Annotated in this window: 21 protein-coding genes; 10 read left to right on the top strand and 11 right to left on the bottom strand. The window is 55.6% G+C overall.

What is annotated here, in order from left to right; genetic code table 11:
• Positions 1 to 307 precede the first annotated feature (307 nt).
• Positions 308 to 4,567: a PAS domain S-box protein gene (locus ACLQMU_RS05755; RefSeq protein ID WP_443673602.1), complete on the bottom strand. Its 4,260-nt coding sequence runs from the start codon at positions 4,565 to 4,567 to the stop codon at positions 308 to 310.
• Positions 4,568 to 4,806: 239 nt separating this feature from the next.
• On the opposite strand from ACLQMU_RS05755, the gene ACLQMU_RS05760 reads away from it, so the two are divergent.
• Positions 4,807 to 5,751, top strand: a complete 945-nt coding sequence (locus tag ACLQMU_RS05760) for an HD domain-containing protein (protein ID WP_424040821.1) — start codon at positions 4,807 to 4,809, stop codon at positions 5,749 to 5,751.
• Between the two features lie 52 nt (positions 5,752 to 5,803).
• Here ACLQMU_RS05760 and ACLQMU_RS05765 read toward each other — a convergent pair whose 3' ends face one another.
• Positions 5,804 to 6,307 carry a GTP-binding protein gene (locus ACLQMU_RS05765; protein WP_422148530.1) on the bottom strand — a complete coding sequence of 168 codons (504 nt, stop codon included), beginning with the start codon at positions 6,305 to 6,307 and terminating at the stop codon, positions 5,804 to 5,806.
• Positions 6,308 to 6,567: 260 nt separating this feature from the next.
• Between ACLQMU_RS05765 and ACLQMU_RS05770 the strand changes: the two genes are divergently transcribed.
• The 4 genes from ACLQMU_RS05770 to ACLQMU_RS05785 all read left to right on the top strand — a co-directional run bounded on the left by ACLQMU_RS05770 (position 6,568) and on the right by ACLQMU_RS05785 (position 9,724).
• Positions 6,568 to 7,089, top strand: coding sequence for an OsmC family protein (locus ACLQMU_RS05770; protein ID WP_422148531.1), 522 nt, complete (start codon positions 6,568 to 6,570; stop codon positions 7,087 to 7,089).
• A gap of 28 nt (positions 7,090 to 7,117) precedes the next feature.
• On the top strand, positions 7,118 to 8,398 hold the full coding sequence (locus ACLQMU_RS05775; protein ID WP_422148532.1) for a double-cubane-cluster-containing anaerobic reductase: 1,281 nt from the start codon (positions 7,118 to 7,120) through the stop codon (positions 8,396 to 8,398).
• Complete coding sequence (locus tag ACLQMU_RS05780) at positions 8,395 to 9,144, top strand: acyl-CoA dehydratase activase (RefSeq protein ID WP_422148533.1); 750 nt, start codon at positions 8,395 to 8,397, stop codon at positions 9,142 to 9,144. Before ACLQMU_RS05775 ends, ACLQMU_RS05780 begins: the two co-directional genes overlap by 4 nt.
• A 94-nt stretch (positions 9,145 to 9,238) precedes the next feature.
• A complete protein-coding gene (locus ACLQMU_RS05785; RefSeq protein WP_424040818.1) occupies positions 9,239 to 9,724 on the top strand; it encodes a C-GCAxxG-C-C family protein in 486 nt (161 codons plus the stop codon).
• A gap of 218 nt (positions 9,725 to 9,942) precedes the next feature.
• Here ACLQMU_RS05785 and ACLQMU_RS05790 read toward each other — a convergent pair whose 3' ends face one another.
• The 5 genes from ACLQMU_RS05790 to ACLQMU_RS05810 form a co-directional block, all read right to left on the bottom strand.
• Positions 9,943 to 10,713: an ABC transporter permease gene (locus ACLQMU_RS05790; RefSeq protein WP_422148535.1), complete on the bottom strand. Its 771-nt coding sequence runs from the start codon at positions 10,711 to 10,713 to the stop codon at positions 9,943 to 9,945.
• A complete protein-coding gene (locus tag ACLQMU_RS05795) occupies positions 10,710 to 11,678 on the bottom strand; it encodes an ATP-binding cassette domain-containing protein (protein WP_422148536.1) in 969 nt (322 codons plus the stop codon). Before ACLQMU_RS05795 ends, ACLQMU_RS05790 begins: the two co-directional genes overlap by 4 nt.
• A gap of 74 nt (positions 11,679 to 11,752) precedes the next feature.
• Entirely contained in the window at positions 11,753 to 12,445 is a 693-nt protein-coding gene (locus tag ACLQMU_RS05800) for a molybdopterin-dependent oxidoreductase (RefSeq protein ID WP_422148537.1), read from the bottom strand.
• 79 nt (positions 12,446 to 12,524) lie between these two features.
• Positions 12,525 to 13,769: a DsrE family protein gene (locus ACLQMU_RS05805; RefSeq protein WP_422148538.1), complete on the bottom strand. Its 1,245-nt coding sequence runs from the start codon at positions 13,767 to 13,769 to the stop codon at positions 12,525 to 12,527.
• A 202-nt stretch (positions 13,770 to 13,971) separates the two neighbouring features.
• Positions 13,972 to 14,544 (bottom strand): hypothetical protein, encoded by a 573-nt coding sequence (locus tag ACLQMU_RS05810; protein ID WP_422148539.1) that lies wholly within the window; start codon positions 14,542 to 14,544, stop codon positions 13,972 to 13,974.
• Between the two features lie 85 nt (positions 14,545 to 14,629).
• Between ACLQMU_RS05810 and ACLQMU_RS05815 the strand changes: the two genes are divergently transcribed.
• Positions 14,630 to 15,505 (top strand): 4Fe-4S binding protein, encoded by an 876-nt coding sequence (locus ACLQMU_RS05815; RefSeq protein ID WP_422148540.1) that lies wholly within the window; start codon positions 14,630 to 14,632, stop codon positions 15,503 to 15,505.
• 100 nt (positions 15,506 to 15,605) lie between these two features.
• Positions 15,606 to 15,824, top strand: a complete 219-nt coding sequence (locus tag ACLQMU_RS05820) for a hypothetical protein (RefSeq protein ID WP_424040815.1) — start codon at positions 15,606 to 15,608, stop codon at positions 15,822 to 15,824.
• A gap of 163 nt (positions 15,825 to 15,987) precedes the next feature.
• Here the strand turns inward: ACLQMU_RS05820 and ACLQMU_RS05825 are convergent, their stop codons facing one another.
• Positions 15,988 to 16,251 carry a rubredoxin gene (locus ACLQMU_RS05825; protein ID WP_424040814.1) on the bottom strand — a complete coding sequence of 88 codons (264 nt, stop codon included), beginning with the start codon at positions 16,249 to 16,251 and terminating at the stop codon, positions 15,988 to 15,990.
• 70 nt (positions 16,252 to 16,321) lie between these two features.
• Here ACLQMU_RS05825 and ACLQMU_RS05830 point away from each other — a divergent pair, with 70 nt between their 5' ends.
• From ACLQMU_RS05830 to ACLQMU_RS05840, 3 genes are read left to right on the top strand one after another with little or no spacing between them, the layout of a single operon-like run.
• A complete protein-coding gene (locus tag ACLQMU_RS05830) occupies positions 16,322 to 17,587 on the top strand; it encodes an aminotransferase class V-fold PLP-dependent enzyme (RefSeq protein WP_443673603.1) in 1,266 nt (421 codons plus the stop codon).
• Positions 17,574 to 17,954, top strand: coding sequence for a hypothetical protein (locus ACLQMU_RS05835; RefSeq protein ID WP_424040810.1), 381 nt, complete (start codon positions 17,574 to 17,576; stop codon positions 17,952 to 17,954). Before ACLQMU_RS05830 ends, ACLQMU_RS05835 begins: the two co-directional genes overlap by 14 nt.
• Complete coding sequence (locus ACLQMU_RS05840) at positions 17,951 to 18,523, top strand: class I SAM-dependent methyltransferase (protein WP_422148545.1); 573 nt, start codon at positions 17,951 to 17,953, stop codon at positions 18,521 to 18,523. Before ACLQMU_RS05835 ends, ACLQMU_RS05840 begins: the two co-directional genes overlap by 4 nt.
• Before the next feature lie 68 nt (positions 18,524 to 18,591).
• Here ACLQMU_RS05840 and ACLQMU_RS05845 read toward each other — a convergent pair whose 3' ends face one another.
• From ACLQMU_RS05845 to ACLQMU_RS05855, 3 genes are read right to left on the bottom strand one after another with little or no spacing between them, the layout of a single operon-like run.
• Positions 18,592 to 19,392, bottom strand: coding sequence for a formylmethanofuran dehydrogenase subunit C (locus ACLQMU_RS05845; RefSeq protein ID WP_422148546.1), 801 nt, complete (start codon positions 19,390 to 19,392; stop codon positions 18,592 to 18,594).
• Between the two features lie 9 nt (positions 19,393 to 19,401).
• Complete coding sequence (locus tag ACLQMU_RS05850) at positions 19,402 to 21,111, bottom strand: formylmethanofuran dehydrogenase subunit A (protein WP_422148547.1); 1,710 nt, start codon at positions 21,109 to 21,111, stop codon at positions 19,402 to 19,404.
• The gene (locus ACLQMU_RS05855) at positions 21,112 to 22,437 is read right to left on the bottom strand and encodes a formylmethanofuran dehydrogenase subunit B (protein WP_422148548.1); all 1,326 of its coding nucleotides are present in this window, start codon (positions 22,435 to 22,437) and stop codon (positions 21,112 to 21,114) included.

Genomic DNA, 22,437 nt, shown 5'->3' on the forward strand with positions numbered 1-22,437 from the left:
TCACGTGCACCAAAACCCTGAAAAATGCGAGGATTCCCCGTCCCAGGGCCCCTCCGGGGCACGGCGGGGCGGATGGACGTTATTGGTGCCCGGCCACCCCGATCCACCGCAGTGACGTCCCTTCGGGGGGGGGCGGTATTCGTCGTAAAGATGGAGACAATAACGATCTCTTTATTCTTTTCTCCACAATTTCCAAAAAAAATACTGTCTTAACAGGTAAAAACGGGAACACGATAATAAAAACAGAAACGTTGGATTATTCACGTTCCGCATAGTGATCATCGCAAGCGGTGCCTCAAAGGAATTATCAGGTCTGGACAAACCAGTATTCCCCTTTTGGCACGAACATTTCGAACCGTGCGCCTTTGCCCGGTTCACCCGTCTCTTTAATCGTAATGCCCGTGATGGCAAGAATCTCCCGGATCAAAAACAAGCCCAACCCGGTATTTTTCCCATACCCGCGTTCGAAGATGAGATCTTTTTCATGCACCGGGATCCCGGATCCGTCGTCTTCGCACACGATGACGAGCCCGTTTCCGGACTCATAGGACGAGATACGGATGTTCTTTTTTGCCTTCCCGCTATACCGCAGGGCATTGTCAACAAGGTTGAAAAACACTTTCTGGAGCAGGGGGTCGGCAATAATTTCGACGTTGTCCAGACCGGTAATGTTCAGTTCTGTACCGGAAAGGTCCAATCCTTTAATGCCGAGATCGATGCACCTCTTTACGTTCTGCCAGGACGGGGTGCCAGCTCCCAGGTCCTCGTACTCCTTCGTGAACTCGATCTGGCGCAGGATATTGTGTGCCACACCCTCTTCCTTGTCAATGATTTTTTTCAGATCCGGTTCCTGCAGGATCATCTTTGAGAGGTCGATGTATTCAAGCAGCGCTGTCAGCTGGTTTTTGATATCATGGCGGGTGATACCCGAGAGGAGATTTAACTTCTTATTGGCCAGCTTGATCGCATCTTCCGCCCGTTTTCGTGCGGTTATATCCCGGACAACGGCAAGGATCACCTCTCTTCCCTGGATGGTGACGACATGGGTGTTGACTTCCACCGGTATGATGGTACCGTCCTTTGTCTTTTGTTCCGTCTCGAATCTCGCTATCCCAAGCGTCCGCTGGTCTTCAAAAACTTTTTCCCGGGAGGGATTGTGGTATCCCGGGGCGATATCGAGCGGGGATTTTTCCAGCAGCTCTTCTCTGGTATACCCGAGCATCCTGCAGGCGGCTTTGTTGACATCAGTGAACCTGCCGGGAGTGCCATCTTCCATGATTTCGTGGAGATAGATCGCATCGGTGGAATTATTGAAAATGTCGCGGAACTTCTGCTCACTCTCTTTGAGCGCCTCCTGTGCCCGCCGCCGGTCTGTCACGTCCTGGATGATTGAATGCAGGTACTGGTGACCTTCCTGCGTAATGGGAGCGCTGAAAACTTCGACGTCCCGGATCTCCCCGTTTTTTTTCCGGTGCCGGAACTGGAACACCGCCCCTTCCTCCACTCTGGCGTGAGCCATATCCTTCAGGGTAACGGCAGGGTCCTGGATGTTGATCTCCATGATAACCAGCCTTGCAAATTCTTCCCTGCTGTACCCATAGTAACGACAGGCAGCGGCATTTGCATCAACAATTTTGCCGGTCTCCGGATCAACAATGAACATCACGGCATTGTTGATCTCGAACATGTCGCGGTACCGTTTCTCGTTTTCTTTGAGCGCTTTTTCTGCACCCCTGCGTTCAGTGATATCCCGGACAAAGGCAAAACTGTATTCCCTGCCATCCCTCCTGACATAGACCGACACGATCTCGACATCGATGAGCCGGCCATCCTTACAACGGTGGCGGCTGGTTATAAAAAGGGTTTTTTTCTTTCGGAGGTTATCGAGGACCGCTACCGAGTCTTCGGGAGTACAAGCCGGGTCCAGGTCATAGATCTTCATGGTACGGAACTCTTCCCGCGAATACCCGGTAATACGGCATGCCGAATCGTTTACGTACAGGAAATTACCTTCAAAATCCAGCCAGAAAACTTCATCATAGGCCTGGTCAACCGAGATTTTCAGGAGCTCAAGCTCGTTTCTCATCCGCCGGCGCTCAGTGATATCCCGGCAGAGCGTGAGTATCCGTTGGGAATCCCCGGATCGTATCACCGAAGCGTTGATCTCGATTGGCAGTATCCTGCCCGAAGCACCCGCATAATCGATCTCAAGGTTGTGGATAAAACCGTCCTTCATGCACTGCCGGACCGCTTCCGCATTCTTCTCCCGGTCATACCCGGCAGTCCATTCCGTTACAACACTCCCGGTAATTTCGTTGAGGTCCCGGTGGCCGGTGAGGCGGACATATTCCGGGTTTGCATCCAGTACCCTGCCTTCACTATCGAGGATGACAAAACCCGTGCCGGTTGTCTCGATCAGGGCCCGGTACTTCTCTTCCTGCTCCCGCAGGGCCTGCTCGGCTTTCTTCCGGTCGGTGATATCGCGGAGGAGAATAAGACCGCCGGGCTTGTCGTTATACCGGAACAGGGCGACGGTAGATTCGACCGGGACCGGCGTGCCGTCCATTTTCAGGTAAACGGTTTCCCCGCGTCCGACGGGTTTGTGCTCTTCCATCACTATCCGGACCCGTTCCTGGATCGCGGCATGGTACCGCGGGTCAATCCGGTCAAAAAGCGACATCCCGAGCAGCTGGCTGGAAGATGTAGCCCCGACGAACCTGACCATGGCCGGGTTGACATAGACAAACCGTTCGGCGATAGAGATATAGAGGGGTTCGGGAGCGGACTCGACCATCCTCTGGAAATTCTCTTCATTCTCCCGGAGCTGGCGTTCACTTCGGGCGAGCTCCTCGTACTGCCCCCGCAGCTCCTCGTCAGCTGCGGTGATCTGTTCATACGCGGCCCGGAGATCTCCTTCCACCTTCTTGAGATCCGTAATATCCCGGAAGATCCCCTCGACCCCGGCAAAATTCCCGTCGGCATCGTAATAGGCATGGCTGCTCGTAGCGACCATGACGGCAGACCCGTCCTTTCGTTTCAGCGTCGTCTCCCGGTTCACGACGGCACCATCTTTTTTCAGTGCAAGAAGGAGCGCTTCCCGCTGTGCCGGGTCCGCATAATAATCCGTGGCGGGCCGTCCGGTCATCTCGCCGACACCCGCGTACCCGAGGAGGTTGGCGCCGGACGGGCTGATCATCACGAGGGTGCCCCGGGAGTCCGTGCGGTAATAGACATCCTGGATGTTTTCGAGGATGGCCCGGTATTTTTCCCCGGACGCGGCGAGTGCTTTCTGGTTCTCTGCCAGCGAATCGTACTGTCCCCGCAGTTCTTCTTCGGCAGCAATGAGTTGCTCATTTGTTGCCGCAAGTTCAGTCTCGGTCTTTTTGCGCTCGGTGATATCGTGGATGATGCCAAAGACTACCCGTTTTTCCGGATCATACGTCGCAGTAGAGTGAATGTCCCGGACTGCCCCGTCGCAGGGCCGCCGGATCCTGAAGTCAAGATTATAGGGCTCGCCCCGTTGTATGAGTGCATTTAATGCCGCATCGAGCGCCCGCCGGCACTCCGGCAGGGGGATCTCCTGGGCCTCACTGATCGGCATCTCGGTGCTGTCCACGCCGTATATCGCAGCGGCATTCTCCGACGCCGTCATTATCCCGGTATCGAGGTGGTATTCCCAGTGGCCGATGCCAGCCGCCACTTCTGCCCGCTTTAACCGGAATTCGCTCTCTGCGAGAAGCCGGTACTGTTCTGTCAGCATCTGCTCTGCCTTTTTCCGGTCGGTGATATCCCGGATGGACTCGATCGAGCCGGCGACATGCCCGTTTTGGTCGTAGAGCGGGCTTGCCTTGCCCCAGAATGTCCGCGGTTCTTCCCGCAGGTGGGGAAGCGTGGTCTCGGCAGCAAGCATTGTGCCGTCCCGGAAAATATGGGAATATCTGGCACTGATTTCGCCGGGTGGCGAGAAGACCAGGTCAATCAACATCGGCCTGCGTTCACCATATAACGGAATTGCGTACTCGTAATTTCCTTTTCCCATCATGTCTGATGCCGCAATGCCGGTCATCTCCTCGATGGCATGGTTCCACGTGATGACGGTCCCCGCCTTATCGATGGCAAACGTGGCATCGGGAAGGAAGTTGATGATGTCAGAGAGCCTCTTCTCCGATTCAATACGGGATTGCTCAGCGGTGCGCCGGGCAACAGCCTGCCGGATCTTGTGGGCGAGCTCGGCAAACTGTGCCTTCGGATCGCCCCCTTTCTGGAGATAGAAATCTGCCCCGTTGTTAATGGCATCAATAACCACCTCTTCGCGGCCGCGGCCGGTGAACAGGATGAAAGGGATGCTGCCAAACCTCGACCGGACCTCCTTGAGAAATTCGATGCCGTCCATCTCCGTCATCTGGAAATCCGACACTATAGCGTCGTACTCCCGGTTCTGCAGGGTGTCCAGTCCATCCTGTGCCGATATCGCTGTATCCAGGGAAAATTCTCCCGTTGCCTCAAGAAAGAGTTTTGAAATGTTGAGGAGGTCAGGTTCGTCATCGACATAAAGGACGTGAATCATGCGATACCCCCTCTTCCCAATCGGTAATTGACTGACGGTGAATATAAATGCGTGGGTACCATTTCCTCTTCGTTTTAATTCTCACCGCTTGTTTCGAGCCCCCGGCATGTGCACTTTATGACGGGAAAAAAACGTCTTCATTACCCGGGTTCACCATGCATTTGCCTGACGATCGGTCACATCCGTGAGTGCTTCCGGGCGTCCGGGACCGGTGCCGTTTTCCTCCAAAAGGAACACCTATGTCCCGGGCCTGCCAGATAGTACATGCAAAGGATGCGAGCATGAAAAAATCCTCTTACGATCAGGATCCCGATCTCGAAGTCCATTCGAGAGGGATCATCGAGCTCCACCTCGCCCGCAGGCCCCGGGCAAAAAAAATGTGGAACATGCTCACCGGAGATCCCGAGGTGCAGGCCAGCTGGCAGATGGCAAACTACGTCGCCGCAACAAAACTTAGGATGAACGATCATGGCCGGACCCATGTCACGGTTGCCACCGCGTCGGCGCTCACCATGCTCGACCTGCTGGACGGCTCGCCTTTTGTGCCCGACATCGTCGCCGCAAAATTCGGGGATCGCGACGATGCGGCGCTCGTGGTGCTGACCGCTGCGCTTTGCCACGACCTCGGGAACATGGTGCACCGCGAAGAGCACGCCGACCTTGGCGTGGTGCTCGCGATGCCTATTCTCGACCGGCTCCTGCCAAAAATCTATGATGACCCCCTGCAGCGCACCGCGATCCGGTCCTTCATCCTCTCCGCAATGTACACTCACCATGGAACCCCGAGGCCGCTGACCGTTGAAGCGGCACTGGTCTGCATCGCGGACTCGACTGATATGACCAAGGGCCGGGGCCGGGCCGCGTTTGAGTCCGGCAGCATCACCATCCACTCGGTCTCAGCGCTTGCGATTGAAAAGGTCGAGATCAAAAAGGGAGGCGAAAGGCCCATCGAGCTCGTGATCCACATGTCAAATTCCGCTGGCATCTTCCAGGTGCAGGAGATCCTCGCGCCCAAGGTGCGAGCCGGGCCGCTTGCGGATGCGGTGGACGTGATCGCGGTAACCACAGACGAAGCACATGTGGCCGGGCAGGCAGTTGTTGACGGCATCCGGATGCAGGGTGCAAATTTCGTGCCCCTGAAAACCAGGAGGGGCGGTCGCGCCCGGCCCTTACCGGAAAAGTAACGCGGGCGGTTTTCGCCCCCCAATGCAGCGGGTGAAATGATCCCGGCCCGGTTCAGTTTGTTTTATTGCCGGTGTGGGGCCGGAGCGTGCCGATGAACTCTTCAAGTGCGTCCCGGGCCTCGCGCCGGTCCTTTGCCGATACGATTTTTGTCTCTGCACCGGCAAAATGCGCTTTTGCCGCGTCCGGTTGCGCACCGACCGCGTCGCACTTGTTGAGCAGCACCACGTAAGGGATGCGGGCAGCGATAATCGAGGTGGAGAGGTGCTCCACGAACTCGTCGACCGGGCAGGTTACGTCCACGAGCAGGATTGCACCGTCCATGCCTTTTCCTATAATCTCCCGGGCGAACTCGAAGCGCTCCTGCCCGGGGGTGCCGTACAGGTACACTCTTTTTTCGCCGATCTGCACCCGGCCGTAATCGAACGCGATGGTCGTTGTGCCCCCGGCGCACTCGGCTTCGATGTGTTTTGCCTGCGGATCGAGTGCCTGGACCAGCGTGGACTTTCCTGCCCCGAACGCACCAAAAACGACAATCTTGTACTTTTCTTCTGCCATTACACTAGGATGGGAAGGCAGGGCGTGTTTATTGTTTCGGTCCGGCGGGTATAAATCCATGATCCTGTTTTTCTGTCAATATTTGGGTATTTTTAGTAAAGTGCATGGAAGATTTTTAAAAATTATTACGTCTCCCCATTTAACATAACAAAAAAATCATCTATATTTCATATAATGTGTAAAGGGAATTACATAACAAAAAAAGCGTGATTAATAAAATATTTTAACACTTACACCTAATATTTTAAAAGTGTTAACTCATGAGCCTGAACAACATCGACACCAAGCAGGTAATAGAGTACAAAAAGGAGATCCAGAAGAACCCGGCTGATGCAAAATTCACCGCGAAGATCGAAGGCGACTGGCTCTTTGAAGAGGGCGGACCGCAGTTCCGGTCCGCAGTCAAGGTCAAAGACGGCACCTACACGATGGAAGCCTGTCACCCGAACTTCGCCGGTCCCTGCATCCGCCCGGGCCCGATGGCATTTGGCCTCTTCTGGTTTGCCGCCTGCTACACCAGCACCTTTGTGACTGAAGCAGCGATGCGCAATCTGAAACTCGACTCAGTCAAGACCCGAGTCGAGGCGGACCTCGATTACACCGCACAGTTCGATCTCGGCAACAATCCGCTGATCACCGAGTACCGGGTGTTTATGGATGTCAGGGGCGACCTCACGAATGCACAGGTTCAGGATTTAAAAGAGTACGCCCTTGGAAAGTGTATGGGCATGTTCACCATCAAAAACGCCATCACGCTCAAGGCAGAAGTCAGAAAAATCTGATATCATTGATAAGGCAGGTTATACAACAATGACAGATTACACGGAGATGTGGACGTCGCTAGGTATTGATGTGGACGGTCACAACGCACTGCTCGCAGGTCTCGGGAAAGCCTATACCGACATTTTCCTTTCCCAGAAGGACCGCCCGGAGGGAATGAAGTACTTTGATTTTGTGATGAGCGAAGTCCACGGGCTGCGCATCAAGGAACTTATGGATGCAAAAGAACAGGGCCGGAAAGTTATCGGTTCTTATTGCGTTTTTGTCCCTGAAGAGCTCGTCCTTGCCGTTGACGGTGTGGCAGTCGGACTGTGTGCCGGTGCCGAATTAAATTTTGAAGCCGCCGAGGCGCTCCTCCCCAGGAATACCTGCTCGCTTATCAAATCCGCATTCGGGTTCAAGCTCGGGAAGCTCTGCCCCTATGTGGAGTCCTGCGATGTCATTGTCGGGGAGAATACCTGCGATGGCAAGAAGAAGGCCTACGAGATCCTCGGCCCGCTCGTAAAGGACCTCTACGTGATGGACCTCCCGCAGACAAAATCCGAGATGGGGAAGAAGTTACTCAAAGAAGAATACCGCAGGTTTATTGCAAAACTTGAAAAAGTCAGCGGAAAAAAGGTGACCGCAGCCTCGCTCAAGAAAGCAATTGAAATCGTCAATGCGAAACGAAAGGCAGTCAAGAGACTCGCTGCGATCCGCGCTGCCGATCCCGCCCCGATATCAGGACTTGACTCACTGCTCGTAAACCAGGTCTTTTTCCATGACGACCCGGTTCGGTTTACCGATGCAGTAAACAAACTCTGCGATGAGCTCGAAGAGCGGGTGAAACACCACAAGGGCGTCTTCCCCAAAGGGACAACCCGGGTCATCGTTTCCGGCTGTCCCATGGCCGTCCCGAACTGGAAACTACCGATGCTTATTGAGACAAGCAGTGCCGTGATCGTCGGCGAGGAGTCATGCGTGGGCGAACGCGGCACCCGGTGGCTGACCGAGTTAAAGGGGAACACCGTGGACGAGATCCTCGATGCCATCACGGACCGGTATTTCAATATCGACTGCGCTGTCTTTACGCCGAACCCGTCACGGGTCGAATATATAAAAGAGATGACAAAGAAACTCCACGCACAGGGTGTCATCCATTACAGCCTGCAGTTCTGCCAGCCCTATATCATGGAAAGCGGCCCTGTCGAAAAAGAGCTGGAAAAGTCGGGCATACCGACCCTGCGCCTGGAAACCGATTACAGCCTGGAAGACGCCGGGCAGCTCAAGACACGGCTTGAGGCATTCACTGAGCGCCTGAAGAAAAAATGAGATACGCGGGAATTGACATCGGATCGCGTACCATCAAGCTTGCCGTGCTTGAAAACGGCAGGCTTGTCCTTTCCCGTAAGTCGGTTACCTCCCACGACCCGCTCAAGATGGCACGGGAACTTATGGCCGGCGCAGCTTTTGACCGTATTACTGCTACCGGATACGGGCGGCACCTGATCAAAGGGCATCTTACCTGTCCGGTGATCAGCGAGATAACGGCCTTTGTCCGGGGTGCCCGCTTTTTTTCTGACGACTGCGGATCAATCCTTGACATCGGCGGACAGGACACCAAGGCCATTTCGCTGGATGATAAAGGCAATTTGTGTAAATTTGAAATGAACGACCGGTGCGCTGCAGGGACCGGCCGTTTCCTTGAAGTTATGGCAACCGTGCTCGGTTTCACGCTGGAAGAGTTCTCCGCAGCGGCTCTTTCGGCAAAAAGAGCGGAAAAGATCAACAGCATGTGTACCGTTTTTGCCGAATCCGAAGTCGTATCCCTTATTTCAGAGGGAGCGGATCGCAATGAAGTTGCGCTGGGGATTCACCGAGCCATAATAAGCCGTTCCGCGGGCCTCTTAAAAAGGGTCGCACCAGCGGGGAAGATATTTTTTGCAGGCGGTGTTGCGCTGAACGACTGCGCACGAACCCTTCTTGAAAAAGATACGGGCAGACCCGTTTTTGTGCCACCTGATCCCCAGATTGTCGGCGCGGTCGGGGCCGCGCTCGGCGCATCAGAAGAAGTATAGGTTAATATTTGGTGTATCGATCACTATGGCGTTTGAATCTCCTCAGGACCAGGGTCAGGCTCATGAAGTAAGGGCATCAGGGCCGGCTTGCAGTATGGCAAAACCCGGCACATCTCCGGATCCATCAAGGATCCGGAAGATCGCAGAGGAGTACTATCGCTCCGGCCGGTATTACTGCTCGGAAGCGATTGTCAAGACCATCAACGATGAGTTCGGGTTTGGCTACCCGGACGATATCGTAAAACTGGCATCCGGGTTTTCCATCGGTATGGGGAGTGCGGGGTGTGCCTGCGGTGCCGTAACCGGGGGAGTCATGGCGCTCGGGATGGTTTTTGGGCGTGAAGAGCCCGGTGACCCATCCATAGACCGGTGCCTCGCATTTTCCCGGGAACTGCATGCATTTTTCATCAGCCGGCACGGCTGCATCTGCTGCCGTACCCTGATTCATGGCATGGTACTGAAATCGCCCGAACATCTCCGGCAATGCACGGGACTTACCGGTGAAGTTGCAGAAGAGACGGCGAAGATTATCCTGCGGGAGACGGATACTCCAGTCGGAAGAAATGAGAAGAAGACGTAAACGAAGGTGTAAGAACAGGAAAGCAGGAAAATGACCTGTTTCGATCCGGTGGTCCCGGATGCGTCGGCAGCGGAGCGTACGTGACCAGGGGAAAAAGTCGCAGGGTCCTGTTGCGCCTTCGCACCGCAGGAACTCATCGTGGCCGCTCACCCGGTACCGGTGATGATGTTGTCAACTGTGCCGGTATGAAGCAGCATCACCCCAGTGTAGCAAAACGCTCACAATTTCATCTTCTCAAAGGCATACGTACCGAGGAGGATCATAGCAAGTGAAAATACGCTTATGACGAGGAGATCGAGGCCAAGGTTGAACCGGTGCAGCCCAACGAGCGCCCCCCGCAACCCGTCCACCGAATAGGTAGCAGGGTTAGCCAAAACAAAGGGAGTGAGCCACGATGGCAGATTCCCGATAGGAAAGAGGGCCCCGGATAGGAAGAACATCGGGAATATCAGGAAGCTGCTTATGAGCTGGAACCCTTCAGGGCTCTCCATCTGTGAACCGATAATAAGACCGATGCTGACGAGCCCGACCGTGGTCACGAATAAAAAAATACAGGATATGGCAACCGAAAGCGGGGAGAACGTGATCCCTGCCAGCACACCGGTCACCGTGAATGCATAGCCGATTACGAGCAGGATGGCTGACTGCAGGAGTGTATCGGTAGATCCCCCGAGGATCTTGCCGATAAAAATGGAGGTCCTTGACATCGGGGATACCAGGACTTCTTTTAAGAAATCGATTTTTTTATCCCAGACGATGTAGACCCCGAAAAAGACCGCTGAAAACAAGAGCGACTGGACAAGGATTCCCGGGTACAGGAACGTTAAGTAATCCACACCCCCGAAGGATAACACGGATCCCAAGCCCCCGCCGATAATGAGAAGCCAGAGTACCGGGTTGACGATGGATGCAACTATCCGGGACCTCTCCCGCTGGAAGACCTTGAATTCGCGGTACCAGAGCGCATAGATCCCTTTTAAATCGCTCATTTTCTCAATCCCGCCTGCATTACTTTCTCGGCCCAGCCGCCCTCAGGGGCACCTTCCCTGATCGTCCTGCCGGTATAGTGGAGAAATACATCCTCCAGGGTCAGCGGGCGGACTTCGACGGTTTCCACCGTGCCTGCGCGGCCCAGAAGGTCCTGCAGGTGCCGGCTGGCATCCTGTACAGTCACGCTTATACTTCCGTCCTCATTTTTGACCTCTTTGACATAGTCCAGATTCATGAGCGATTCCCGGTTGAAGTTTCTGGCTTTCATGCGAATGATATCGCCGCCAAGGTCTTTTTTCAGCAGTTCCGGGGAACCAAGTACAGCGATCTTTCCCCGGTCTATGATTGCGAGCCGGTCACAAAGCCGGTCTGCTTCGTCCATATAGTGCGTGGTAATGATGATGGTGATTTTCTTCTCCGTTGCCAGTTTCCTGATGTATTCCCAGATGTGCTCCCGCGTCTGGGGGTCGAGGCCGAGCGTCGGTTCATCCAGAAATAAAATCTCGGGGTGGTGCATCAGGCCCCGGGCAAGCTCGAGCCTTCTCCGCATTCCCCCGGAATATTTCCTGACCATGTCGTCTTTTCTGGCCGTAAGGTCAACGAGACGAAGAACTTCCACAATTCTTTCCTCCCTCAATTCAGTGTCCATATCGTAAAGGAGGCCGTGCAGCTTCAGGTTCTCGTACCCGGTCAGCGTCTCATCCGAACTGGGGTCCTGGAAGACGATCCCGATTGATTTCCTTACCTGGTCGGGCTGCCGTATGATATCAAAACCATTCACGAGTGCTGTACCGGATGTCGGTGGGACCAATGTAGTCAGCATCAGGAGGGTCGTCGACTTTCCCGCCCCGTTTGGGCCAAGAAGGCCGAACACTTCCCCCTTCCCGATCTCCAGGTCAAGGTTATTGACAGCGGTGAGGTTCCCGTAGGTCTTTGTCAGGTTTTTTGTCTCAATGACCGGCATGCCTTCACCGTTATCCTGTTTGTCCTTACCACGGACCCGGGTATTTCAAACCCGGACTGGCGTTAAAATATCATTCAGCTGTATTGGCTTTCGCTCAGGTTACCCGACTCTGAATATCCCCGCTGCTCCCAGTAGCCCCGGTAGGCCGGATTGTCGGAAAGTTCAATCTCATCGATCCACTTGATCCACTTATAGCCCCATTTGTCCTCTGCCACCAGCCGGAAGGGGTAGCCGTGTTCAGCGTCAATGGTGACATTGTTCATCTTGTACGCGATGATGACGTCGTTGTCCATGACGTAGCTGAGCGGGAACGATGTCGTATAACCATCGGTGGCGTGAAAGATAACCGTATTTGCCCGCGGGTCGACACCTGCTTCATTGATGAGGTCCCTGACAAGCACGCCTTCCCAGAGGATCTTAACCGACCAGCCTTCGACGCAGTCGAGCGTGACGACTTTGGTGTAGTGCTGGTGGTTGTCGAGGACTTCACGATATGTCGACACTTTAGTTGTCGTGGTAAGGCCGGTGACGGTGAGCCGGTAACCAGACTCGTTCACGTACTGGGTGCCGATGATTGCATTTTCGGGGACATCACTGATGGACGAGAGATCCTGGCCTTGGTACGACCGGACTTCAGCGGCAGCAAGGCTCGTGGTCCCGTTGGAGGATGGTCCGGACCGGAACACCGGACCCAGAAAAACAGCCAGAAGAGCAATGATTACAACCACTATCACGAGCACGATCACACGGTACGAGCGGGTGTTCATTGCTTGTTACCTGCACCCCCGGTCACATTAAGGTTGGGATTGGGGACAGGGCAGGGGCCTATGCAGGCCATCGCCATTGTTAAAAAAACAGGATCCGCTGGTGGCCTGCCTCCATGCCTTTGGGAGGAGAGAAAATCAGTTGCCCCAGTTCCTGTATCCCGATATCCATGACGGCGTTCAGTTTCGGGTTCTTGGTGAGCCCCCGCTTGTGCAGCGAAGGCCGGAAAGCAAAGAACTGGAGGTTCTCATTGCCGGCAACCACATTGATAAGTTCCTGGAGGTTGAACGCCCGTGTATCTTCTTCCATCCGGTGGACACCGGTCAGCGCGTATACCCCGTCCTCGATAAAGATCACCCGGGCAAGTATACCCTGTGCAGCCATGGCAACCCCGAGCGCAATTGCACCGGACGCCCTCTCGGTACCATACGGCGTGCCGGTGACAAGAATGGTCACCGGCGGGGCATGGACCCTTTCCTCCAGGGGAAACGATGGCGGGATATCTTTTTTCAGGCGGACAGATGCGACGTTATCGCTAAGGATTATATGGTTCCGCATAAACCGGTCTACGATCTCGCTGAGGCTGCGGATCCGGAACGGCCTGATGGTGCAGGCCGAGATCACCAGGCCTTTGCCGTCATCCCACGTGTTGTATCCCCGTGCCCTGGCGCTCCGGGAGCAGGCAATCATCAGGCACTGCAAACCGCGTTTTGCTGATTTCCCGCTGATCTCTTCCAGCCCCCCGCTGATAGTATCAGCTTCCGTCGGGTTCTGATCAATGTGGCTGATGTGGACACCGTCAAGGTACGCGTACAAATCGACAGATGCATGGACATCGAGAGCTGCTGCGAGGCACCGCACTGCAGATTGTGACGATCGGTGCATGTACGGCGATTCAATCTGGAGATACCCGATCGTACTGGGTATCGGTTGCTCGTGCTGCCGTGCGATCTTTGCCACGTCATTCCAGAATGACTGCTGGCCGCTGACCCCGAGGCGGTTATGGTCAATCACCTGGTCGTGGTATTTCATTTTCAGGCCTTCGATAGAAATCCCCTTGGAGGCAAGTTCCTGGCGGTCGCAGATGATCCTGACGGACGGCAGCGAGAGGATAATCTCCCAAATCTGCACGGTCTCCGGATCATGCAGGCTGTACAATGCATCCCCGGTCAGCAGGAAACTGAAACCATCTTCCGTGTAAGATTTCGTATGGTGCAGGAGATTTTCCGGATTAAGGTTTACAAAGAAAAATTTCAGGCTTCCTTCGATCCAGGAAAGCCGTTCCTGCGAAATGGCCCCGCCGAGAAGAAAAAAATGTGAGGTCATGACATGTCTCTTACTACTAAAGTTGTATGAACATGATTATTATGGGTTTTGTTGGCAATTTTACCCAAAATCAAATGAATATTCCTGTTGGGAGATCTTCCGGGTGCCGGAGGAGATCGTTTTGAATCCCGGCCACAACCTGCTCTCCCGTGGGGACCGGGCAGTGGATAGGACAGCAGCGGGAGGTGGGGGAGGATGGCTTTTATGACGAATTGTTCTCTGCGATCTTTTCGCGCACTTCATCGATATGCATCACCATATCATACGCCGGTCCGGTGAGGCAGTATCCCTGCCGGTCGAGCGCGTAGACCGGGAACTTTGCAAGGTCTTCCGGCACCGGCTGGGCGGTGAGCTTCTTGAAATTGATAAGATCCCGCATGTTCAGGCCGATCTTGTCGCAGATCTCCTTAAGTTCCTTGATCCAGTGTTTCAGGTCCCGCACGTCAGAACCGTCCCACTTGAAGATCTGGTAGATCTTCATGTAAGCATCCCGCTCGAGAATGATATGGGTAGAAGTCTTGTCGGATTTCAAGTAGAAGTCAAGAAACGTCCTCACATCCTTGGTCTGCTGGGCATTCTCGTAGGCAACGGCCCGGCACTCCTTGATGAGCTCCTTTAATTCCTCGGGCCCGAGATTCGTACCCAGTCTGCCGATCTCATAGGAGAGAGCCTTGAGGCTTTCCTCGACATCCTTAAGCTCCCCGATCATGTCCTCAAACTTCTGGTTGAGTTCCACCCCGAAAAAAGCCTCCATGTATTCAGATTGCTTCGTCATGTGTACTAATTTGTACAGTCATACTATAATCGTTGGTACAGTGATAATGTCTATCCGTTCAGACCGCTAACCGGATTACATCACTATGCCACGCCGAAGCCAAACGGTCAACCAGGACCTCTATACGCGGGGCGGGGTCATTACCGAACGCGACCCCGAATTCGTTATCGTCCGCCTTCGCCTGCCTGCCGGTATGATCACGCCCGAGCAGATCCGGGGGCTGGGGGCGATTGCAGAACGGCACGGCATCGGGCACATCCACCTTACCACCCGCCAGACCATGGAGTTCACGCATGTGGATCCTGCAAAACTTGAAGCACTCGTCGATGACCTCGAGGCAAATGGCACACCGCTGGGCGCAGAAAGGGAAGAAGTGGTGAACGTCACGGCCTGCCTGGGCACCCGGAACTGCAAGTTCGGCATCATCGACAGCGTGGGTCTTGCTGCTGAGATCGATAAGAGGTTTTTCGGCAAGGAACTCCCGGTGAAGGTCCGGATCGCGATCTCCTCCTGCCCGAACGGCTGCGAGAGCGAGCGGCTCAACGAGATCGGGATCACCGGTATCCAGCGGCCGATCCGGGACCCCGGGCTCTGCACCGGCTGCGGCACCTGCACCCATTACTGCCGTGAGAAGGCGATAGGTGTTGAGGACGGGGTTGTTATCCTCCAGCAGAGCAAGTGCATGGAGTGCGGGTTCTGTATCAAGCCATGCCCGTTCAACCTCATCCGCGGTACCGACCCGGAGTACCGCATCACTGTGGGGGGGCACCGGGGCCGGCACCCGAAGATCGGCCGGCACATGATCGATGTGAAGACGCAGGAGGACGTGATCCGGGTCGTGGACAAGATCATCTACTGGATTTACCGGCAGGCTTCGACCGGTTCGCTCCTCCCGGAACAGCTTGAAGAACTGGAATTTGACGAGTTCAGGAAGACGATTGCCGCTATGATCGAGGGATGAGCCCGGTTTTCTTTTTTATCTGCCCCGCAATCATTATCGCCTCTCACACCATATTGCCGCGTGAGCCTGCAAAAACGCGGTGCTCTGGAGATGATGAATCATGAATATGGTATGGGACAGGTTTGTATCCAACAGGATCCGTGAACTGGGATACGATGTCGCGACACGGACAATGGCAGTGGTATTTGCAAACAACACCAGAACCTTCCATGCGCCGGTGTCCTACCCGCTCTACGCATCGATTAACCATGCACGGTTCCCGGAGCACCTGTACCGGCAGGCAATCCTGGGAAAGATCCCCGAAGTTTCCGGGATCTGAGTCCGGATACGAAGGAGTGCCGGGAAGAGCTGCAGGCATACGAAAAACAATGCCTTTTTTTAACCTCCGGGCGCTGCCGCTCACAGACCTGTTATGATAAGTTCACATTTTCCTGCTACCGGGAAAATCCGGATAAAAAAGTACGATCCGGACGGCCCGCTATTTAGTAGCTGATCGTCCGCATCGCGGTAAGAGTGTTCGGCACGACCCTGCGGTAGTACGACTTCGGGTATCCGCAGGTCGGGCACTTCCAGTCTCCGGGGAGGGCTGAAAAATCGGTGCCGGCCTTAATCGGTTCTGCCGACATAATCTTGCACTGGTACTGGTCCATCTCGGTCGAGTTACACAGGATTGTCGTAAATGCTTTCGATTCTCCGTTTGCCGGGTCATACACATGACCGCACATCATGCACTCGTATTTGTCCATCGTAATAACCTCATGTATTTCCTGGGTTCAGGCAACATACAACTATTATCATTTACCCTTTATTAGCGTATTGAATTTAGGACTTGTCCGGCATGCCGGCTACGGGCCCGGTATCCCCTTTTTCCTGTCAAAAGAACCAAGAGGGCCTATTGCCCACACTACAGTAATGGCAGAACACGAAAAAAGGGTTGCCCCGCCGCTCATCTACCTCAACAATGCCGCAACCACGTGGCCGAAGCCGCCGGGGGTCCTTAAGGAGGTAGCCCGGTGCCTGGGCGCACCGTTCTCTGAGCCAGGCCGGTCCACGGCAGGGACGGCAACCGATTATCCCGCGGCAGCACGGGAAGTCCTTGCCAAGTTTTTCCGGGCAGAGAAACCCGCCCATTTCATCTTTACCCAGAACGCCACCGATGCCCTGAACCTGCTCATCCACGGTTTTGCAAAAAAAAATCCCCTGCCGTTCCACGCGATCACCACGGAACTGGAGCACAACTCCGTCCTGCGCCCGCTCTCTGCCCTTGAAAGGGAGGGCCGGCTTTCGCTTGCTATCGTCCCGTTCCATGATGCACACATCAGCCTGCAGGATATCAAAAATGCGATCCTTCCCGAGACCCGGCTCCTCGTCATGACCCACGGGAGCAACGTGCTCGGTTCGGTACAGGATATAAGGCCGGTTGCGGAATACTGTGCGGCAAACGATATTTTTTTTGTCGTTGACGGCGCTCAGACCGCCGGGCTCGTCCCTGTTGATCTCTCGGATCTCCCGGCCGGTGCCTTTGTCTTCACCGGGCACAAGGCGCTTTTCGGTATCCCCGGAACAGGCGGGTTTTACCTGAACGACCCTGAACCGGTCGCCACGGTGCGGCAGGGCGGCACCGGCACGGATTCCCGGTCTTCTGCCCACCCGCAGGAAATGCCGCAGAAGTTCGAAGCCGGGACGCCCAACTATCCCGGCATCGCTTCGCTCTGTGCCGGCATACAGTTCATCGGACATGAGGGGCTGGACGCCATAAAAAAGAAGAGCCGGGAACTCACCGAGCTGTTCATACGGGAGCTGCAAAAAGAACCCGGCATCGTGCTCTACACGCCGGCACCCGATCTTCCGGTCATATCGTTCAATATCCGGAACCTCGAAAACGATGAGAGCGGTTACATCCTTCTTAAGGCGTACAACATCATCATCCGGACCGGTCTCCACTGCGCCCCCCTCGTCCACGGGAGGATCGATGGCGGGAAAGGCTGTGTCCGGGTCAGTTTCTCCCATCTCACGACACCGGAAGAGTGCCGGCTGGCGGCTGATGCGGTAAGGGAGGTGGCTGAGGATGCGGATTGTTAAATCCGTCCAGACAAAGGTCTGCACAGACGGGTCGCTGATGAAGGAGTTCATCCTTGACGAGCCGCTCACGGCAGGATTCCTTGCATTTCTCGGGTCGTTTGGGACGGTCAGGGAATATTCCCACATGAAAAGCCCGTATTTTTCCTTCGAACAGGAGCATTTCATCTCCATAAAGGGGTTCTGCGGCGAGACGGACGTTGAGGTGCGGTACAAGAAGGAATTTTCCGACCTGACCGCGGATTACTTCCACCTCCTGCTCTATTACTCGCGTGAGGGCGAGGCCGGGAAAGCAAAGATGCATGAGATCACATCCGCAATCCGGGAAAAGATGAAGACCCGGTTTCCTGCACCGGAAGGGCCGGGATGAACCGGGCTGTGGCTGCATTCGAAAAGTACTCCGGCGAGTACGACCGATGGTTCGGGACCCACCGGGATATTTTTTCCCGGCAGCGGGAGGCGTTGCGCTCCGTCCTACCCTCAACCGGATCGGGCCTCGAGATCGGTACCGGTACCGGCAGGTTTGCCGCGGACCTTGGGATCCGGCACGGCCTCGACCCTTCGATACGGATGCTCGCGATGGCCCGGCAGCGAGGCATCGAAACCGTGCAGGGAGCCGGCGAAGCCCTGCCGTACCGGGCAGGAATATTTGATCATATCCTGATGATGACGGTCATCTGTTTCATGGACGACATCGTTCTGCCGTTCCGGGAAGCGCACCGGGTGCTCGGGCCAGACGGCATCCTTGTCATCGGGTTTCTGGTAAAGGGCGGCGAAATCACCCGGCATAACAAAGGTCGCCATGGGAGGTTCCTTTGCCACGCCCGGTTCCGTACGGTGGAGGAGGTGACTGATGCCGCAAAACTCGCAGGTTTTTGGCCGGTACAGGAGAGGGAAGACCTGCACGGGTTCTGCATCGTGACCGCACGAAAAAAGTGATCGAAAAAAACAGACCGGTTGCGGGAAAAACCATTTCCCGCCGCGTGTGTGTGCTGCCGGCAAAAAAATTATTTTTTCATGTAGAGATGGCCGTAGACGGTCTCTCCCTTGCGCTTGGGGTGGCGCTCGCCGAGGTCGCCAATGTAATCGATGAACTTTGCCTTGGTCCCGTCAACATCGAGGTCGACCTCTCCGACAGGCTTGTACCCCGGCATCATGACGTTGATCGTGCCAAAGACGTAGATCTCTCCCTTGACCAGCTGGCCGCCGACACGGCGGTTTGCGTTGCCCTTGAGGATGATCTTGCCGCCCTCCATGTGGGTGCCGAGATGAATATCGACGTTGCCCTCAACGATCAGCGTGCCGCCGGTCATAAAGGTCGCGGCATCCGAGCCGGCATTGCCTTTCACGCGAAGGACGCCGCCGCTCATACCCCTCCAGTCGCCACGGTATGCGGCACCGAGGTAGTTGGCTGCATTGCCCTCGACAGTGAATTCCCCGCCCTTCATGGCGAGGCCGGAGAACGAGTGGACATCGCCCTTGACGAGCAGTTTCCCACCGGTCATCCAGCTGCCCGTATACATGTCGCAACTGGAATTGACGATTATCTCGCCGCCGGTCATCTTGGCGCCGATGTACTTCATCTTGGTGCAGTCGCCGTTGATGACGATCCTTGTCTCCGCTGCCGTTGCACCTGCATCCCCGGCGACGGTGAAGTAATCGCCGAGGGTTGATATCTCCTTCCCCTGGAACGCGGGGAGCTGTGCGATCTGGTCGGCTGTCTTTCCGACAAATGCATCGGGATTAACTTTCTCGCATTCGAGGAAGAGCTCCGGCGCCTTTTTTACTGTGAGTGTAACCGTGTTCATCTTTTCCACCTACGCCTGGGTCGCATCCACGGCTATGATGTGCTGGTGCGGTGCATAGCTCTCGGGAACCGGGTAATTGTTCTCGTTCACGCTGTAGTAACGGAGGAATTTCTCCCGGATATCATGCATGACCTGCTTGTTCTCCGGAACCTTTACATCCACCCAGAAGGTCTGCTTGTTGCCCATATCGACAACCTTGCCGTCCTCGACACAGATCTTCCCGTCCTTGAACAGGTAGGCGACGCTTGAGAATGCCTTCTCGATTGCCGCGCCATCTGACGGGAACTTGTCGGGGTTGATGTTGTAGATGGCGACGTCCGCGTTCATACCGGGTGCGAGGCCGCCATAGTCCTTCATCAGGCCAAGTGCCCGTGCAGGTCCGGCGCGGGTCATCTGGGCGAGCTCGTAGAGCGTGATCTCCCGGTCCATGCCGGCGAGGTTTGTTGCCCCGATAACCTTATCGGCATGCTTGAAGGTGTTGAGGCGTTCGTCCCGGGTCTTCTTGCTCATGAGCCACGAGTAGACCCGCGGGTACCGGGTGAATGGTCCTGCGTTCGGGTGGTCTGTCGTGATAAAGCAGCGCATCGGGTCCTTTGCATACAGCGCAACTTCAAGACCGATGGCCCACTGGGTTGCACAGACACGGATGTCCGGGTCATAGATATACGGCACCACACCGGCAGCGGTTTCGAGTTCGACGTCCACGTTGAACCACTTGAGGTGGTTGAGACCGTGGAGGTGGTGCTCGAACGGGCCGTCGGCAGTCATCGTAGTGGTCTCATCAAGGGTGACGTTCCCGGTATCGATGGTGAGGTTTTTCTGCCTGTTGACGTAGTCCATGACTTCCTTTGCACCGGACTCGAAGTCTCCCCAGTTCGTCCCCTTGTAGGAGTGGAACTGGAGGTGCGTGGAGTGCATGACCTGCTCACGGCCGAAATTGTTCTTCGGCTTGACGCCTTCTGCAAGCTTCAGGGTGTCGATCGTGGTCGTGTAGTTACCGGGGTTTCCGAGATTGTTCTGGTGAATGTGGAGCGAGTGGGGGAGACCCAGGTACTCGTTTGCCGCCATCAGGCCGGTCGTGATCTCGGCCGGAGTGATCTCGAAGTACGGGACCGGGTCGTGGATGGACAGGCAGTTCAGTCCCCATGCCCAGGCTTCCGTGCCGCCCGGGTTGACGGACTTGATACCGTATCCCTTGGTCTGGCGGAGCAGCCATGCGATATATGCGGCAGTGTTCTCGATCTCCTGGTTCTTGAGGTACTCAAGGATAAACCAGTTGTTGCCGAGAACCGGGAGTGCGGCTTCATCGATGATCGGGGTGTCGTGGATCTCCTCGTGGACGTGGCGGGCGTAGAGCGGGGGCATAGCGGCTTCCATGGCAAACGTGAACCCCATGCGGGCGTACGCATAGCCAGTCTTGAAGACGGTAGGGATCGACTTGCCTCCTTCGATACGGGTGATGCCTGCGGTCTTGTGGGAATCGAAATGCTTGTCCTCGGGACGGTACCAGCGGCCGGCGTTGACCTTGGGGCCTGCCACGTGAGCGTGGATCTCGAGGGCGCCTGCCATCACGGTCTTGTCTTTTGCGTCAATCACTTTTGCCGAGGAGCCAACCTTATCGACAATCTTGCCGTCCTTGACAGCGATGTCTTTCTTGTCACCCTTGATGCCCTGCACCGGGTCAAAGACATGCCCGTTTTTGATGATATATTCAGACATTTACGCGCCTCCGGCGGCCATAAGTTCGTCAACACGCTTGTTGATCTTCGTTAAGAGTTCCTCGTCCGTGAGCATGCCCTCGGGCGGGTCCACGACTTTTCTTGTCTCGATAGGCACGTTGTCCATACGATAGGCGCAGCCGCCGGTCTCGACACCGACCATGGCAACCGGGATGTGGATGTCCGAGATCTCAGTCGTGCAGTTGATGTGCGGGTCGACCGTGACGGTCGGTTTCTTCGAGCTGTGGATCATCGCATCGACCGGGAAGTGTGCACCGGGATCGGTGGCGATGTAGAAACAGGCCTCGACTTCGTTCCGGTTTAAGAGGTCGACGGAGGTCGTCTCACCGGTCTGGTGGCGGGCCTGATCCCGGCGCGAGAGGTCGACGGCATACGGGAAACCGTACTGCCAGCCAAGCACCTGGCCGGAACCGGTAACGTTCCAGTGGCCCCGCATCGCCATGATCGCGAATTTTGTATAGTCGTTGAGGTCGCGGGTCAGGTTGATGGCGATATCGATGTTGTGGTTCCTGCCCATCGTATGGGTCAGGCCCATGCCGAAGAAAATGATGCCGAACCTTCCGCTCTTGAACTCTTCGGCAAGCTCGTAGATCTTCTCCTTGGGAACGCCGCCGACAGTATCCGGGAGCGCTTCGCCGCGGGCTGCGGTCCTGAAAGCATCGAGGAGCTCGTAATCGTAGCCCTGCTGGATCTGGATGAATTCGTCAGCGCACTTTGCGGTGTCCGTGTACCTGCAGTCAACACAGTAGATCTTCCGGCCCTTGTGGCCCTTGGTGGTAAAGAAACCACGCGGGAAGATCGAGTACCGGGACATGTGGCGGGGGTGGGCGTGTGCCGGGTTGCAGCCCCAGAAGATGACGCGGTCGGCACGGTTCTTGACCTCCCCGAGCGTACAGCTCGGGACACCGACATCCTCGATGGCAATAAGGGACGACCCGTGGCAGACCGTTGCACAATTGTCGACAATGCCGCCGACCTTCTCGGCGATCTCGTGGCCGACGCTCATGGCCTGGCAGCTGGTGGACGCCCAGCCATACATCAGGGTCTTTCGTGACTTGACGAGCATCTTTGCCGTCCAGTCGATCGCCTCATCGTAGGTGATCTCCTTGTAAGTGCCGTCAGCCTGGCGCATCCTCGGGCGTTTGATCCGGCCGGGTTGTCTCTGGTGGTTAAACTTCTCGGCGCCGATAGCGCACGCGTTCTTGACACCAAGGATCGTCTTGTTGTCATCGGATACGGTGATGATAAGGTCATCGCAGAGGGTGCCGCAGAACGGGCAGATAACATCAGTTACTTCTTTTGGCAT

This window comes from Methanoregula sp. (assembly GCF_052325125.1).
In the GTDB taxonomy this organism is placed as follows: Archaea; Halobacteriota; Methanomicrobia; order Methanomicrobiales; family Methanospirillaceae; genus Methanoregula.